At 45.3% G+C, this 16,612-nt stretch carries 9 protein-coding genes and 1 tRNA gene; 4 read left to right on the forward strand and 6 right to left on the reverse strand.

Features of this window, described 5'->3' with window-relative positions; translation table 11 throughout:
* Nucleotides 1–327: 327 nt before the first annotated feature.
* Nucleotides 328–6,348 (reverse strand): MopE-related protein, encoded by a 6,021-nt coding sequence (locus tag A3EU_RS0127135; RefSeq protein WP_020539330.1) that lies wholly within the window; start codon nt 6,346–6,348, stop codon nt 328–330.
* Nucleotides 6,349–6,466: 118 nt separating this feature from the next.
* On the opposite strand from A3EU_RS0127135, the gene A3EU_RS0127140 reads away from it, so the two are divergent.
* Nucleotides 6,467–6,931 (forward strand): LEA type 2 family protein, encoded by a 465-nt coding sequence (locus A3EU_RS0127140; RefSeq protein WP_020539331.1) that lies wholly within the window; start codon nt 6,467–6,469, stop codon nt 6,929–6,931.
* Here the strand turns inward: A3EU_RS0127140 and A3EU_RS0127145 are convergent.
* Both A3EU_RS0127145 and A3EU_RS0127150 read right to left on the reverse strand, forming a co-directional pair.
* A complete protein-coding gene (locus tag A3EU_RS0127145) occupies nt 6,926–7,912 on the reverse strand; it encodes a 2-hydroxyacid dehydrogenase (protein ID WP_020539332.1) in 987 nt (328 codons plus the stop codon). The genes A3EU_RS0127140 and A3EU_RS0127145 overlap by 6 nt on opposite strands.
* Nucleotides 7,912–8,574, reverse strand: coding sequence for an alpha/beta hydrolase (locus tag A3EU_RS0127150; protein ID WP_020539333.1), 663 nt, complete (start codon nt 8,572–8,574; stop codon nt 7,912–7,914). The genes A3EU_RS0127145 and A3EU_RS0127150 overlap by 1 nt, the downstream gene beginning before the upstream one ends.
* Before the next feature lie 178 nt (nt 8,575–8,752).
* On the opposite strand from A3EU_RS0127150, the gene A3EU_RS0127155 reads away from it, so the two are divergent.
* Nucleotides 8,753–8,827 (forward strand) — tRNA-Val (locus A3EU_RS0127155).
* 463 nt (nt 8,828–9,290) lie between these two features.
* Here the strand turns inward: A3EU_RS0127155 and A3EU_RS0127160 are convergent.
* Nucleotides 9,291–10,043, reverse strand: coding sequence for a TrmH family RNA methyltransferase (locus tag A3EU_RS0127160; RefSeq protein ID WP_020539334.1), 753 nt, complete (start codon nt 10,041–10,043; stop codon nt 9,291–9,293).
* Between A3EU_RS0127160 and tamL the strand changes: the two genes are divergently transcribed.
* On the forward strand, nt 10,042–12,495 hold the full coding sequence (tamL, locus tag A3EU_RS0127165) for a translocation and assembly module lipoprotein TamL (protein WP_169433405.1): 2,454 nt from the start codon (nt 10,042–10,044) through the stop codon (nt 12,493–12,495). The genes A3EU_RS0127160 and tamL overlap by 2 nt on opposite strands.
* Before the next feature lie 177 nt (nt 12,496–12,672).
* On the opposite strand, the gene nth is transcribed toward tamL, so the two are convergent.
* Nucleotides 12,673–13,308: an endonuclease III gene (nth, locus tag A3EU_RS0127170; protein ID WP_026211611.1), complete on the reverse strand. Its 636-nt coding sequence runs from the start codon at nt 13,306–13,308 to the stop codon at nt 12,673–12,675.
* Between the two features lie 172 nt (nt 13,309–13,480).
* A complete protein-coding gene (locus A3EU_RS0127175) occupies nt 13,481–14,659 on the reverse strand; it encodes an AIR synthase-related protein (RefSeq protein WP_020539337.1) in 1,179 nt (392 codons plus the stop codon).
* Nucleotides 14,660–15,092: 433 nt separating this feature from the next.
* On the opposite strand from A3EU_RS0127175, the gene A3EU_RS0127180 reads away from it, so the two are divergent.
* Entirely contained in the window at nt 15,093–16,475 is a 1,383-nt protein-coding gene (locus tag A3EU_RS0127180; protein WP_020539338.1) for a M23 family metallopeptidase, read from the forward strand.
* The last annotated feature ends 137 nt before the right edge of the window (nt 16,476–16,612 follow it).

Consider the following 16,612-nt stretch of genomic DNA (forward strand, 5'->3'; position numbering starts at 1 on the left):
TATTGAACGCCAACTAATCTCAATCATAACAACTTCATCTCCTTAAATGAGGAACCCTTTTCGTCGGCCCCTAAGCACGAAAGGTACAGCGTACCGCTTATCTCTATAGCAATCTTTTAGGTTTCTATGTGAGGTGCAGCGCACCGTACTATATTCAGCAGGATGGCCTACCTTCAATGATTTTATCAAAGGTTGGGAAATATAGCACGGTGCGCTGCACCTTTTACATGAGACAATATCACTTGCTATAGATAGCATGGTGCGCTGCACCAATAATAACTAGCCTGAGACGAGGAAGTTATTCTTTGCTGGATCCCTAGATTGGACCTACATCTTCACCACCCAAGTCACCCAATACCGCCCGGCCTGTTCCTCCCAAAGGCGAAGGCCATAACGGCCGGAGGGCAGCGCGCCCAAATCAAGCTCAAAACTGCTAGTAGATGCCCAATTCAGTGGGATCGTTTGAATCAACTGCCCCAATTGGTTGAATACCTGCAAGGCTTGATCCGCAATTAGATGATCACCGGTATAAACGATACGTAGCGCCCCGCTCGTGGGGTTGGGGTAAACCTGAAAAGGAGCGTCTTCCAACAGTCGTTCATCCGTTACGCCCGTCAACTGGAAGGTCGCCGTACTGGTGCAGCCCACACTATCGGTAAGCATAACCTCATAAAAGGCCGATGTCAACTCATTGATGGTCATCGTCGTATCGTTGGTAGACCATAGGTAGCTATATGGCGGGGTGCCTCCCCCAGCCAAGGCCGTGAGGCTATCAACGCCCAGTGGGTCATTAAGGATGGTCAAATTCAAAACAGGAGGCTCGTTGACATCAAAGAGCAATTCCCGCACACATCCATTGGAATCCGTGAGACTAAGCTGGTATTCGGCAGGTAATAAGTTCATTAAATCGGGGCCTTGCAGAGAGGGGACCAAAACACCGTTGCGTCGCCAACGATAGGTATAGGGGCCATCTCCTCCCATCACCAGCGAGGTAATTGCGCCATCGTTAAAGCCAAAACAGGATACGTCTTCTGCTGTTCCGTCAACGACCAATTCGGTCAAGGGCTGGCGTACGCGCAAGCCTGGGAAAATCGCCCGACAAGTGTCACTATCCGTTACTGTAAGGGTATAGATGCCCGCTGATAAATCCATGATATCTTCCGTTTCTGCATCATTTGACCACTCATAACTAAAAGGAGCTACGCCCCCGCTAACTTCAACGTCAATGGCACCATCAAGACCTCCTCGACAACTTATTGAATTGATTATAGTATCCGAAAGAATAATCAAATCATTGATAGAAACAACATTGGAATCCCTATAAATTGCGGTACAACCTTTCAGGTCCGTAACCAACAATTCATAAATACCCGCAAGTGCAAATCGATGATCTTCTTGTGTGCTTACGGTAGTACCTTCCTCATTCATCCAATTGTAATCGTAAGGGCCAGTACCTCCATTTACAGAGACATAAATACTGCCATCAGCACCTCCAAAGCAATTGACGACCGTAAAGCTGTCCCTCTCGATAGTAATCGGTGTTGGTTGCTGGCCGGGAACGGCTGCTGACTGTACTTCACACCCAGTTTCCAGATCAGTCACTGTTACACTGTAGGAGTTATCAAAACCAATCCCAGTTACAGCAACCGTATTGCTATCACTTTGCTCAATATACGTGGGCGAAAAATGGTAGCGCAATAGCTCAGAACCACCACTGGTATAAGCCGTTAACTGGGCATCACTCCCTTGAAAACAACTCACCTGTTGTACTACAAAACTATCCAACAATAAAGGCGCTACCCGGTCTCGGACTTTGATGGTACCAAAAGTGCTCACACATCCATTGTCATCTGTAATCGTAAGGAAATAATCTCCTGGCTCCGGGTTCACAATACTCGGACTATCGGAGCGATCCGACCAGTTATAATGATAAGGCATACTCCCTCCAAAAATCTGGCTGGATAAAACATCAATCGCATCAGGATCACAGACATTACCCAGTTCCAGGTCAGCATTTACAACCAACGTAGGTGGATCGGTAAGGCTCAGCGTCGTGTCCAAGCCACAGCCGCGAGTGTCCGTCACAGAAAGCAAATAATCCCCTGCAGCTAAATTGGCAATAGTGTTGGTCGTATTACCTGTTCCCAGCCAATTGTAGCTGTAAGGTGCAGTACCTCCGCTGGCTGCTGTCTCCAGAAAACCGTTCTCATCTCCCGCACAAGCAATCCCTACGCTATCCACTACTGTTAGTGCTAAAGGTTCAGGGTAAGCAAGCTGAAAGGTATCAGAAACGAAACTACAGCCCAAGGCATCGGTCACAATATATTGGTAGTCTCCTGGCCCCAAAAACATTTGATCTACGTGATTTGTATTATCAAAAGACCAGAAAAACTNAAAAGGTGGCTGACCTTGTTGAATCAGCGTCTGATCAATAATTCCATCGTTCACCCCAAAGCAAGAGGGCTGAACAACCGTAGAATTGATGGTAAAGACTTGTTCCGCATCCAAAATAAAGATCGAATCCGCAATACATCCACGAGCATCCGTAACAGTCAGGGAATATTCACCGACCGGAATATCATTTAAGTCGGACATCATTACTCCGTTGGACCATGCGTAAGTATGAGGCATTTGTCCTCCGGCGTTTATTTGTATTACTCCGTCGCTTAGTCCTACACAAGTAGGCTCCGTAAGGGTGGCGCTTAAGGTAAGGTCTGAAGCAGGATCAAGCACGATATTCAAAGTGTCGCTCGTACAAGCATTGGTATCTTGAACCAGCACCTGATGTTCACCTACGGGCAGATTCTCACGCAGAGGATTGTTGGTTACAAAACCATCGCCCCAAAGGTATTGATAAGGGGCTTGCCCGCCAGTAGCTTCCAGGGTTAAAGTACCCGTTTCATCACCACGGCAAACTGGCTGTTCCATATCGGCCAAGCTGAGATTTAAAGGAGCTGGTGCCGTAATGGAAACAATAAGAGAGGTCGTACAATCATTGAAATCGGTCATGGTTACCGAATAAGAAGCCGCTGTCAACCCACTTTGCAATGGAGAAGTACTGCCATTATCCCAGAGGAAACGATAAGGTGGAGTTCCTCCTACGCCTGTCAACTTGACCAGTCCATCATCAAGGCCAGGGCAAGAAACATGCTCCAGGCTGTCGATAGTTATGCCCACAGGTTCTGGCCCTGAAAGCTCAATAGTATCTTGTAAAACGCAGCCGTTACCATCTGTAACGGTGAGTAAATAGGTGGCAATACCGAGGTTTATTCGTTGTGGAATAATGAAGTTATTATCCCATAGGTAAGTGTAATTTGGCGTACCTCCATAAGCACTTACTTGCAATTCTCCATCCGTAGCATCGGCACAAGTGGGGCTTGTTGCCCAAACCGACAATTTAAGGCTATCGGGGGCTTCCAATATATACGATTCTACTGCGGTACACTCTCCATTTGAAATAGTTACGCTGTACTCTCCGGCAGTCAGGTTACTTGCGCAGGCTGTCTCCTGGCCACTTGACCAATTGTAGGTTATCGCCCCATTACCCGTCACATCCAGACAGATTTCACCATCATCAAAACCGGCGCAACTTGGTGCTGTCAAGCTGGTTTCTGCCAATTGAAAACCAGGACCTTGAATTCTTAAATTACGAAGCAATACCTCACAGCCATCAGCTGAGTTGTCCGTAATCGTAACGCGATAAGCATTTTGGGGCAAGTTGAGTATTCTTATCGTGTCCAATACATTGGTTCCGCTGCCGCTGCCGCCTGTTTCGTCCTCCCATTGGTAAGAAAACGGGGGTAAACCATTCAATGGAACAATCGTGATACTGCCGTCTGATCCTTCACAAGTAGACACGGGAGTTGTAAAGGAACGCAGTGAATCAATGCTATTTGTTGTTTGCAATAAAAATGTATCAAGCACGAAACAACCAGCAGCGTCAGTTACCGTCAGCGCATACGCTTCTAAGGTACCCGCAACCACGGAAGCCGTTACTGGCAAGCTTGAGGAAGTACGGCCATTGTCCCACAAGTAAGCGTAAGGAGGTTCTCCTCCCGTAACGCTAGTATAAACAGTGTCTCTTTGCTGTAAACAGAGAGAAAAAGAGTCTGCTGGTGAAAAGGCTACCATTGGCGCATCCAGTAACGACAGGCTCAGTTGCCCTTCATAAGTACAGTTGTCCGGACTAGTAAGAAGATAGGTGTAATCAGTTGTTGCTTCCACCGTAACCAGCGTAGATGGGAGTTCATTTCCCATATTTGCAGGGCTCATCGAATGAAAACTCAGTGTAGCTCCTGTGAATCGATTGTCTACAATATCCGCACTCGCGAGGTCGAAGGCTACACCCGGACAGGTAGTGGGTACCGTGACGACCTCTCCCTGTGGTTCTGGTAAAACAGTGACGGTTGCTTCCCCCAAAACAGGTGTTGTACAGACGAAATTTGTCACCTCGGCATAATAGGTATATACTTGCGGGAAAGCTGTTGTATTTACTGGCAAGCTTGGTTGATAGCTGTTGCCTACCCATACAAAACCTTCGCTACGATCAGCAGTTTCGTACCAAAGCACCTGATAATCAGGGTCGGCTACTGCCGAAATAGTGGGTAAAACACCTGAACATACCGTATCACTAACCACCATTGGAACAGGTAGAATAGTATCGTCATCAATAGTACCTGTATTGCAATTCTCATCGACACCATTACAGGGAATTTCCGGGGCACCGGGATAAGCATCGGGGTTATCATCGTTACAATCTTGATTGTTAAACGCAAAACCATCGGGTGCCTCCTCCAGGCAAGTGTAAATAGGGAGTACACCTTGTTTTCCGAACCCATCAAAATCCGCATCGACATATAACAAGTTGTTGGGAAAGCCCAACGATTGGCTGCCGTGAATTTGGATTTGATCGACGGCGATATCACCAAAAATGCCGTTGCCTTTAGTGGCTTCCAAGCGTAATTGCAGCCCCGTACCATCAGAATAATCGCCCAAACTAATGTAAGCACGCTGCCAAGTGGTATCTTGTCTACCCGATAGGCTCCATAGCTCCGTCCAGGAAAAACCACCGTCAGCAGACGCAGACATTCGCAAAGTCCCCGTATTGATTCCCGACATGTGATAATTAAAAGAGACATGGCAGCTATCCGTCCCCATCTTATCTAAAATTAAGCAAGGGCTTTGCAGGTACGCAACTGCTCCTTCTGCACACTGCGAGCCATTGGCTTCGAGATAGACGTAATTACCACCACCTGTAATATCGTCATTGGGGCCGGTGCCTATTAAGGTCGGAGTGGGGCCACTAAAAGAAAGCCAATCCAGGTCGTCACCCTCAACATTGCGCCAAGTGCTATTAAGTTCACAAACGCTCCCACAAAACGACGCACAAATTGTCGTGCCATCAAAGGTTTCTACCTCGGTAACGGGTGCAGGGTTACAACCTGTTTGGAAGGAGCTGACGCAAGAATTATCAGAAAAAGTAGCACCTCCATTACAGGAGCGCCGTAAGTAAATATCAAAATCAGCCGCCTCTGTTAAGCCTGTAAGGGTAAAAGGAGGGCAATCGACCAAAAAGACTTGGCCTTGACCAGCGTTTTCATCAACACCAGGTGTAAATCCTGGAGGGCCAATCTCCACAACTGCGGTACCGCACAAAGCTGTTGGCTCGTAGGTAAACGTAGCCGAAGTAGAATCTTGACTTAGCAGGATAACATCCTGAACTGGCAAGCAAGATAAAGGAGCAAAAACAAGTTCAACGTATTGCAAAACACCGGTATCATCATCGAGATCATCACAGATGAGTAGCTCCCAGGTACCGTTAGGGTCGGTGAGTTCATCGTTGAAAACGTATAAATCTTCTGTTGCGCGGTAAGGACCATTTACAAAAGGAGCCTCCCCTTCCTGGATAGATGTACAAGCTCCTAATCGTAGGACCATTGCACCGGTGCAAGCGACCATACTCGTATCTCCAAAATTATCGCCATTACCACCGATGTTACCAAACAATTCAACGACTTGCCCTCCAGGAGAAAGCAAAGCAAAGTTCATATCGCTGACCCAGCTATGCTCGACAAGAAGCCTTATTTCTTGTAAAAAAACATCTACCCCCAGTGTCGTACCGGGCGCATTGGTCACCTCAATTTCAAAAACATCGGGGTTGTAGAAATTCACATTTTCCGGACAATTAAAATCCGTCAATGGAATATTGAGTCCGCAATTACTGGGATTACTAAGTACCGCAGTAGGCTGAGCAGTCAGCGAAAGAAGCGCGAAGTTCACCCAAAAGAGTAAACACGCTCGGCGGAAAAAGAGAGAAGATTTGAAGAAGTTGCTTTTGGGTAGCATCATAGGATGTTAGGAAGTATTGGACAAAATTAAAATATTTGCAGTTACTTCTGCGATTTTGTCCACGTCATTAGCTTACATTTCTACATTATTATTATCAATTTGCTAATATTCTTACCTCATGTCCTTAAGAAATCTAACTTTTTTGTTGTTTGTCAGCTTGTTTGTGGGTTGTAGTGCTCCACAGGAGCCTATTTTCAAGAATTTTGCCAATATCAAGACGAGCAATATTTCTACCAAAAAAATCACCATTACTGCCGATGCCTTATTCCACAACCCAAACACCATGGGCGGTGAAGTGACTTCTACGGATATTGAAGTGATCGTCAATGATATCCCTGCTGGACAAATCAACCAAGACTTGGCGATCCCTGTTCCTGCTGGAGCAGCATTCAGCATTCCACTTACTGTTAACGTTTCCCCAAAGGACATTTACGAAAATGATCGTGGTGGTGCCTTGGGTGGTATTGTCAATGCAGTTCTTAAGAAGAAGGTGGACGTTCACTACAGAGGAACCGTCAAAATGAAAATTGCAGGTTTTCCTTACACGCTAGAAGTGGATTACGAGGAAGAAGTTCGTTTATAACTCATTCCCACTGGTTTGGTTATTCGCAAAAGCATTGATGTTTTCCAGCGTAGTATCAGCGATATTACCCAAGGCTGTATCGGTTAGAAAAGCTTGATGAGCAGTGATCAATACATTTGGGAAGGTCATCAAGCGGGCGATGGTATCATCTTGAAGAATATCACCAGAATGATCTTCGAAAAACAAGCCCTCCTCCTCTTCGTAGACATCCATACCGAAAGCCCCAATATGTCGGGCTTTCAACCCTTGAATCACTGCTTTTGTGTTTACCAATGCTCCTCGGCTGGTATTGATCAACATAACTCCTTTCTTCATTAGAGCAATCGTCTTTTCATTGATCAAGTACCGGGTATGCTCGTTGAGAGGTACCTGTAAACTAATGATATCAGATTGGCGACAGATTTCTTCTACCGCAGTATATTCAACACCATAAGCTGATTTCAAATCTTGGTGTTCATTGATATCCATTGCGAGAATGTGACATCCAAAACCGTGGAGGATTTTGATGAGGATTTGTCCGATTTTCCCGGTGCCAATCACACCAACTGTCTTGCCGTTCATATCAAAACCAGTAAGCCCATTGAGGGAAAAATTCATATCTCGAACCCGCTGATTGGCGCGAATCAACTTGCGATTGAGTGCTAGCATAAGGGCTACCGTATGTTCCGCAATAGCGTAAGGAGAATAAGCTGGCACCCGAGCTACTTTCAACCCCAAGGCTTTGACCTCGTCAAGATCAACATGGTTAAAACCAGCTGATCGAAGCGCTAAAAAACGCACGCCTTGCTGGTGCAACAATGCCAAGACAGGGGCTGAGGCATCATCATTCGTAAAAATACTTACAACCTCACAATCATGTGCCAGAATAGCCGTATCAGCTGATAATGAACTCTCAATGTATTTCAACTCATGCTGCTCATCATTGGCGGCATCAAGAAAAGGGCGTTCAAACTCGTGGAAACTAAAAACTGCTATTTTCATTAGGATTGTTTAATATTTGTCCACCAAGCCTTGAGGGCTTTACGATCTACTTTATGCACGCCAGCGTAGGGAACAGGTTGAAATGATAATTTACTATCACGGAGAATTTGATCCATCAAGACCTTCCGTTTCGGAGTAATAAAGGGATCTTCATCGCCATAGGCAAAAAACAGTTTCTTGTTCGCGAAATATTCTAAATGAGGCTCATAACTGAGGTCTTCTGGCAATTGCCCAGCCCAGAGCATCAGATAGTCAAACTTAGGGAAAGACCGCATGATCCAGCGCACCTGTGTAGCAGTACCTTGGCTAAAACCAAGCAAAATGATCTCGACTTCAGGATGGCATTGTGGAACATACAAAGCATACAGCTGGTCGAGCATATTACAAAAATCAGCGATCTCATCAAGTCTACCTTCGCGCGTCATCCAGGAAGCGACGACTGGCCCGTCAAAACCACCCCAATAAAATCGGGATAGGCCTTCAGGGGCTATTATGAGGGTCTCCTCATCCATGATTCCAGTGAAGCGATTGACAAAAGTCTTGGCCAATTGGCCATAGCCATGTGTTACTAACCAAAGTTTTTTGACTTGTGGCCCTGGCTTTCCAAGCATAGCATAATGAGCGGTGCGAGTAACAGGAAGCGCGTGTAAACTTGACTCCATGAATTAGATTAAGTTTTCCTTCCTCCCTGCGATATCAACATGTAACCACATAAGAGGTAAGCTATACGTATTGATTTTGCCAAAAATAGAGAATCTACCAGGAATTATTGACCTCTTTTTTTACTTATACTTGCTAGATAAAAGAAAAAAATCTACATTTGGCCCACTTACAAAAACAGGGACATTAACTCAGTTGGTTTAGAGTGCCACGTCGACAACGTGGAAGTCAGCAGTTCGAGTCTGCTATGTCCCACTTAATTCGCTCTTGAAGCGTTAGCCTGACAGGGCTTCAGATCACTGGTTTAAATCCATAAGCGATCAAAACAAAAGCCACAAATTGCTGAATAATAGCAATTTGTGGCTTTTTTCATTTACGGCTATTTACTTACAAATCTGGCTTTCCATAAAAAAACAAAATGTTACTTTAGTTTTATTTTAATAAAATTTAGTTTGTTTAAAGTTATTTTTTATCTTTACGTTGTACCAGAAGCCTGACAATCTTTTGCTACTCAGCGGTCTTACCCCCTATAGTCACTAGGGAATATCAGCGGATAGTTTTACGCATTGCATGGTCTCTTTCTGTATAGGAAGAGAGGCTCGGAAGCGTGTCCATTACTCTTGTTTTGAGGTTGGATGTGCGGTGCAACAGGATCTAAGATCTCCTTAGATTAAGGGTGGGGCCCACCCAAGTGGGCATTTTCTGTCTCTCCACCTCACTACCGTCGTAAAGCTGCGCACAATATTCCCGTTGCGACCCCTGCGTTTAATGATTCTGCGCCGCTTCCTTTAGGTGCAGCAATAGCGACCTGCTGGTTGACCATTTCCTTGACCTGCTCGCTTACGCCCTGGCCTTCATTACCAATTACTAAGATTCCTGCTTTAGGAATTTCTACTTTGAAAATATCCTGCCCCCTCATATCCGCAGCCCAAATCGGTAGCGAAGGCGCTAACTCATGAATATCCTCCAGGCTTTGCTCTACCCACTGCACTCTCAAAAACGCACCCATTGTTGACTGTAAAACTTTAGCATTGAATAATTCTACTGTGCCAGGCCCGGCAATAACCCTTGGGATGGCAAACCAATCGGCAATACGGAGAATGGTGCCTACATTACCAGGATCTTGTAACCCGTCGAGATAAAGACTCCAATTATCGGCCCAATCAATACGTTCTTTTGCTACGGGCTGACCAATAACCGCCAAGACTTGGTTAGGACTTGTCAGCTGAGAAATAAGTCGGAGTTCTCCTTCGTTAATAAGCGTGAACGGAATGTGATTCCCTCGTAGTAGGCTTTCATTTTGAGCCAGCCATTCCGGCATTGCGTAAACCTCCTGAACAGGATAGTATTGCTGCCGGATCAATTCCCCAACGATCTTATCACCTTCCGCAATAAAATTGTTATACTTTTGTCGAAATTTCTTCCGGTGTAAAGCTTTTAATGTCTTGATGTTATTCTTAGATAAGGCCATGCCGAAAATCGCAGTTTGGACGGTAAAATACGCAATTCCAGTTATCCTCCTACTGGTTTGCTGCTCTAGCTGTAATAGTACCAAGTTTTTGGAACAGAGTGAGTATCTCCTGGATAAAAACCAAGTACTCATCAAAGAAAAAATGGAAGGACGAAGCGACCTCGCTTATGAGCTTTCTACCTTTTATAGACAAGGCGTCAACTCCAACTTTTTCTTTCTCTTCCCCAGGGAATATGCCTACCTCAATAATTCTGCGCCAAATGACACCACCGGATGGAAGCGATTCAAGCGAGAAACCATAGGCGAACCTCCTACCATTTATAGCGATAGCCTTACTAGCCTCACTGCGCAGGATATGCAAACCTACCTGCACTACAAAGGCTACCTACAAGCGCAAGTGATTCCTCAACGATCTCTGCGCAAAAAAAAGATGCAGGTGAGTTATTATGCACTTCCCGGGCCCCGCTATTATATTGACTCCGTAAACTTTCATAGCCCCGATCCGGAAGTAGATCGATTGCTTCAGATAGATAAGGAAGAAAGTTATTTTAGAAGTGGTGAACCGCTGGATTTGAGCCGATTTAGTCAAGAAAAGACCAGGATTACTTCTAATATGCGCAACAATGGGTTTGCCGAATTTTATCAAACCCAAATAGGTGAACTGGAATTAGACACCTTCCAGATGCAGGAAAAGGCCAATGTATACGTAACCGTTTACCCGCCTTTTGGTGACACCACCCACCAGCAATTTTACATCGGTGAGATTGAAGTCTATCTGGATTACACTATAGACAAAAAAAACATCCTCAGCGATACGACCATTGCAGGCTTGCACTTTTTCCTTACCGAACGAGGTTTTATCGTCAATCCTTCAACGCTGAGAAAAGCGATCTCCTTACGACCGGGAGAACTCTTCAGTCAAGAAAATTACAACCAGACCAATGACCAACTGAGTGAACTCGGAATATTCAGGTTTGTCCGAATCAAGCAAGAGCCCGATCCTATAGATAAAGATGTTATTCACCTTAGCATACAATTGACGCCAAATTATCTTTTCGAGATCAATACCTCCCTTGAACTCAACTATACCAATCGTTCTAATGCGCTAAATAACAACCTGATTGGTATGTCACTCAACCCAGGTGTTGTACACCGCAATTTTCTTGGGGGAGCAGAACTGTTTAGTGCCAATCTATCTGCCGGGGTCGAAGTCGCGCCACAACGTATTGGAGGCGACGACTTTTGGAACACGGTAGATTTACGTGCTGATTTTGACCTTAACCTTCCTCAGTTTGTTGACTACCTGGGGCTATGGCGCAGTATTTATCGCATACCTTCTTTCAAAGATAAGCGACTCATTGGCCGTGATTTTTATCGAACACTGCGCAACAAAGCAACTACTCATATTGGGGCTGGTTATGAATACCTCCTCATCTTCAACTGGTACAGTTACGATTTACTGAATCTATCTTACGGTTATGAAGTGCAACCTTCCCGGTTTGAGCGGTATTCTATTGATCATTTTGCGATCAATTTTTTGAATCCGAGTACGGATACGCTCTTTGAGTTTCAGCTGAAAGAAAATGGCTTTCTGGAACGCAGTTTCGGGCAACAAGTGTTCATCAGCTTACTCTTCCGGAATTTTGATTTTACCCGGCGCAGTAAAACAACCTTACGCGGTAGAACTACTTACCTGAATGCAAATATTGAAATTGCTGGTGCAGAGGTTTATGGTATTAACCAACTTTACAATGAAATTTCCGGTGAAAATTCTGAGTTCAAGCTCGGTAGTGATATTGCAATCAGCCAGTTTGCCCGGAGTGAGCTAGAATTAAGGTATCAGAAACAAGTAACAACCGATCAGGCCTTTGTTGCCCGGTTTAATATCGGTGCAGCTGTACCTTTTGGGGCTTACACCTCAGATGTTCCTTACGTAAAACAATACTTCGTAGGTGGGGCCAATAGTATGCGGGCGTGGGCACCCCGTGGTTTGGGGCCAGGTGGCTTTCAAGACCCCTTGGCCAATAGTGCAGTAAATAATTTCCGGCTCTTCCAAACTGGCGACTTCAAGCTGGAGATGAATATGGAATACCGTTTCCCTATTTTTCTACGCATCAAAGGAGCTATCTTTGCAGATGTGGGCAATGTATGGACTTTTCAGGAAGACCTTGAACGGCCCGGTTCTCAGCTCAAGTTTGGTGCTGCAGCGCCTAATAGTGACAGTGGCCTTTGGTATTATCCTTTCTATAAGCAGTTGGCTGTTGCTGGCGGCATGGGTCTACGTGTAGACCTTTCCTATTTCATCTTCCGTTTTGATGTGGGTGCGAAGTTGCGCAATAACGCACCTTCCTTCCGAGATACCAAAGCGCCTGAATCGGCCTGGTGGAACGACTTCCGTGATATTGACACCAATGATTTTGGGTTTAACTTCGGGTTGGGTTTTCCGTTTTAGTCCTATTTAGGCGCGAAAGGCAGCGCCTGGAGCGCGGGGTGCGGAGCAACCAAAGACAATAGGATGGTCTGCTTCTCCGTAGGGTCGGGTTTTAAACCCGACCCTACGGAGAAGCAGACAGCCTGGTGTCGTAATGGAGCTTACGCAGCAACGCCAATACCGGCATGGCCCCAAAAACTACTTAAACAAGGTCTTGCGTCCGTACTTGCTACAAATTGGGCATTGGTGAGGATCATGCCCACGAGCCGGACAGTATTCTCTGCCGAAAAAAATGATTTGCAGGTGCAGCTTATTCCAGCTTTCTCTTGGGAAAAGGCGCTTTAAATCCTTCTCCGTTTTTTCTACGTTTTTACCTGTACTCAAAGTCCAACGGTACGCCAGTCGATGAATGTGGGTATCTACCGGAAAAGCCGGTTCACCAAAGGCTTGCGACATCACAACCGAGGCGGTTTTATGTCCCACACCTGGCAGGGTTTCCAAGATAGCCATGTCGGCAGGGACCTGAGCCTCGTATTTGTCTACCAGGATATTGGACAGGTCGTAAATGGCCTTCGATTTGCGAGGAGATAGGCCACAAGGGCGAATAATTGCCTTGATATCCTCTACCGATTGCTGGGCCATATCGACCGGATTATCCGCTAAGGCAAACAAATCGGGCGTGACCTTATTGACTCGAGCATCGGTACATTGGGCCGAAAGAAGCACCGCCACCAGCAAGGTATAAGGATCGGAATGATCCAGAGGAATTGGCGTTTCCGGATACAATTCTTCCAACATTATGGCGATAGCGTCGGCTTTTTCTTGTCGTCTCATCATTATTTAGGGTAAACCCACCAAAATTATTTTGCCGCGAAGGACTGGAGGTACAAAGGGCTTTATCTGATTTTGCCTTTCAAAATCAAGTAAAACAAACCAAAACTCCTTTTCTCTGTACCTCTGCGGCAATTTATGTTTAATTTTTCATATAGTGTGCTTGCCCTGATCATTATTCGGTATAGCTGAATTTGCCGTAAGGAGAATGAACTTCTACGCTGGCTTCCTCGGCAGCCTCTACCCTACCTACAATTTGCGCATCGATGTTAAAAGATTGAGCAATGTCAATTACGGTTTGAGCGTGTTCCTTTGGCAGGTATACTTCTAGGCGATGCCCCATATTAAAAACCTGATACATCTCTTTCCAGCCGGTGCCAGAAGCGCTTTGGATAAGTTCGAATAGCGGAGGAATAGGCAAGAAATTATCTTTAATAATTTTCACCTTCTCTACAAATTTGATCACTTTGGTTTGCCCACCACCAGTACAGTGAATCATGCCATTCATCTTGCCTTCTAGCTGATTGAACAACTGCTTGATCACCGGCAAATAAGTGCGGGTAGGTGAAAGTACCAGCTTACCAATAGGAATTTCCTGGCCATCGATGGTTATCGTTTCTGTGAGCTTTTTGCCACCAACATAAACGACTTGATCGGGAAGACTAGGGTCAAAAGTCTCGGGGTAAGCATCTGCATAACCATGGTCGAAAACATCGTGGCGGGCCGAGGTGAGGCCATTACTGCCCATGCCGCCGTTGTAGCTGGTTTCGTAAGTAGCCTGACCGTAAGAAGCCAAACCAACGATAACATCACCGGGTTGCATATTATTGACCAAGAGATCTTTACGAGCGATGCGGCCAAAAGCGGTGTAGCCAACATCAATGGTACGTACGATATCACCAACATCGGCAGTTTCGCCGCCCGCAAGGTGAAGTTTTACACCGAGGCGCTCCATTTCATCGGCAAACCGCTGGGTGTATTGAATGATGGTTTTGATCACATCACCGGATACCAGGCCTTTATTCCGACCGATCGTCGAAGAAATGATGATATCATCAACACAACCAACACAGGCCATATCATCGAGATTCATGACCAGTGCATCCTGGGCGATACCTTCCCAAACAGAAAGGTCGCCGGTTTCTTTCCAGTACATGTAAGCCAAACTGGGCTTGGTACCAGCGGTATCCGCGTGCATCAGGTTACAATATTCGGGATCGCCCGCCGCAAAATCGGGTAAGATTTTACAAAATGCTTTAGGGTACAAGCCCTGATCAAGCCCTTCGATTGCCGCGTGGACTTCAGATTTGGTTGCGGATACACCGCGCAATTCGTACTTAGAAGATTCAGCCATTCTTCGCTTTATTTGCCGCAAAGGTAAGCGTATGTTTTGAAAATTTTATTTGCTGAAAAACAATTCCCTGGACTTTAGGCAAAATGCCTAAAGTCCAACTTAGCCTAAGTAACCAAAAGATTACTTTAAACACCAAAGTCTACTCTTCACACATTACCGCTGGATATAATCCATAAACAGCCTTAGTATTGCAGCTCCCTAGTGTTGTTTTAATCCGGACCGGCCCTGTTCGCTCAGAATGGGGCCTTTTTAGTTAAAAAAGGAAGCAAATGAGCGGAATCCTTGATTTTAATCAGGAAAAACAACCTACCTATACCTTCGGCTGTTATATTTGTCTTCTGGTGTAACGGAAAAATTGATTCCTTTTGAATTCACCTTACTGTTACCCGAGAGCTTTGAGAAAACATATATTTAAAGACTGAACCTTCGACTTGTGGACTTTAATGAGTTACCCGCACGCGTAAGTGCCACCCTTAACCGTAACAAACGGATTTTATCTGTACTCTGGTGGCGTAACAAAAGACTAATTACCTGGCTCGGCATTGCTGTCATTGCTACAGGCATGCTGGGAGGCTTCTACTCTCAGCAAGAGGAAGAAATTCAACCCGGAATTTCTTTGTCTTCTTTTCCAATTACGATTCCAACGATGGGCTGGGGCTTTGCGCTCGATACCTTGCAAGTTGCAAACAATGTAATTGAGGAAGGGCAATCGCTATCAGACCTTTTAGCACAATACGATATTCCTTCGGACCAGGCTTTACAGCTTATCAATAACGCTGGCGAGGTTTTTGACCTACGTTCTATGCGGGCTGGCAAACCACTGATTGTACTCTCCAAAGATTCAACTCAATCTGCGGATTACCTGATTTACGAACCTTCCATTTATAATTTCATTGTTTTTGACTTAAAGAATGACCAGCAGGTTTGGAAAACAGACCGTGAGGTAACTACTCAGATTGGTGTAGCCGGAGGTATCATCGAAGGTTCTTTATGGAATGCCATGGTAGATCGTGGTTACAGCTACGAGTTGACGGCTAAAATGGAAGATGCACTGCAATGGTCAATTGACTTTCACCATCTACAAAAGGACGAAGAGTTTCGGCTAATATTTGAGCAAGATTTTATCGAAGGAACTCCAGGCGCTGTAGGTAATGTTATCGCTGCGGAATACCGTACTGCTGACACCGTTTTTCACAGTATCTTTTTCGACAATGGCCCTACCGAAGAAACGGGTTATTATGACCTGACCGGTAAGCCTATGAATGCCGGGTTCTTGAAAGCACCAGTACAGTATGCACGTATTTCTTCCTACTATAACCTGAATCGCCTGCACCCAGTACTGAAATATCGTCGTCCTCACTTTGGTACAGATTACGCTGCACCTTATGGTACGCCAATCATTGCTGTAGGTAATGGCGTAGTGACCCGCGCAGGTTACACCAAAGGCAATGGTAATTTTGTAAAAATCAGACACAACGACGTACACGAAACCCAGTACTTGCATATGCAAAAATTTGCAGCAGGTATTAAAGTTGGCACCCAGGTACACCAAGGTCAAGTTATTGGCTACGTTGGTTCTACGGGTTTAGCAACTGGCCCACACGTATGTTTCCGCTTTTGGCAAAACGGCAAACAGGTCAATCACCTGAAGCTGAAATTCCCTCCTGCTAAGCCGCTCAATGACACTTTGATGCCGCTGTTCGTTGCCGTAAGAGATCAATATGTTCCACAATTGGAGGAGATTAAACCAGTTAAACTGGAAAGAGTCGAAGAAACAAGTAAAGAGGCTGCCTCAATAGAATCTGATACACCTTAGCGTCAGTCATTCAAGAAATCTTACTTTAAGGTATAAACGCGTTTTGAGGATTAGATCTTCAAAACGCGTTTCTGTTTTTCCTAACATACTTAATATTTTAATAAAAAAATACTTGCCTTTGGTAGGTCTTCTATTCT

The organism is Lewinella cohaerens DSM 23179, from assembly GCF_000379805.1.
Classification (GTDB): Bacteria; Bacteroidota; Bacteroidia; order Chitinophagales; family Saprospiraceae; genus Lewinella; species Lewinella cohaerens.

What these genes read in the sequence shown, in the direction of transcription:
- A3EU_RS0127140 (WP_020539331.1), top strand. Translation starts at nt 6,467, where the DNA reads ATGTCCTTAAGAAATCTAACTTTTTTGTTGTTTGTCAGCTTGTTTGTG.
- A3EU_RS0127145 (WP_020539332.1), bottom strand. Translation starts at nt 7,912, where the DNA reads ATGAAAATAGCAGTTTTTAGTTTCCACGAGTTTGAACGCCCTTTTCTT.
- A3EU_RS0127150 (WP_020539333.1), bottom strand. Translation starts at nt 8,574, where the DNA reads ATGGAGTCAAGTTTACACGCGCTTCCTGTTACTCGCACCGCTCATTAT.
- tamL (WP_169433405.1), top strand. Translation starts at nt 10,042, where the DNA reads ATGCCGAAAATCGCAGTTTGGACGGTAAAATACGCAATTCCAGTTATC.
- A3EU_RS0127160 (WP_020539334.1), bottom strand. Translation starts at nt 10,043, where the DNA reads ATGGCCTTATCTAAGAATAACATCAAGACATTAAAAGCTTTACACCGG.
- nth (WP_026211611.1), bottom strand. Translation starts at nt 13,308, where the DNA reads ATGAGACGACAAGAAAAAGCCGACGCTATCGCCATAATGTTGGAAGAA.
- A3EU_RS0127175 (WP_020539337.1), bottom strand. Translation starts at nt 14,659, where the DNA reads ATGGCTGAATCTTCTAAGTACGAATTGCGCGGTGTATCCGCAACCAAA.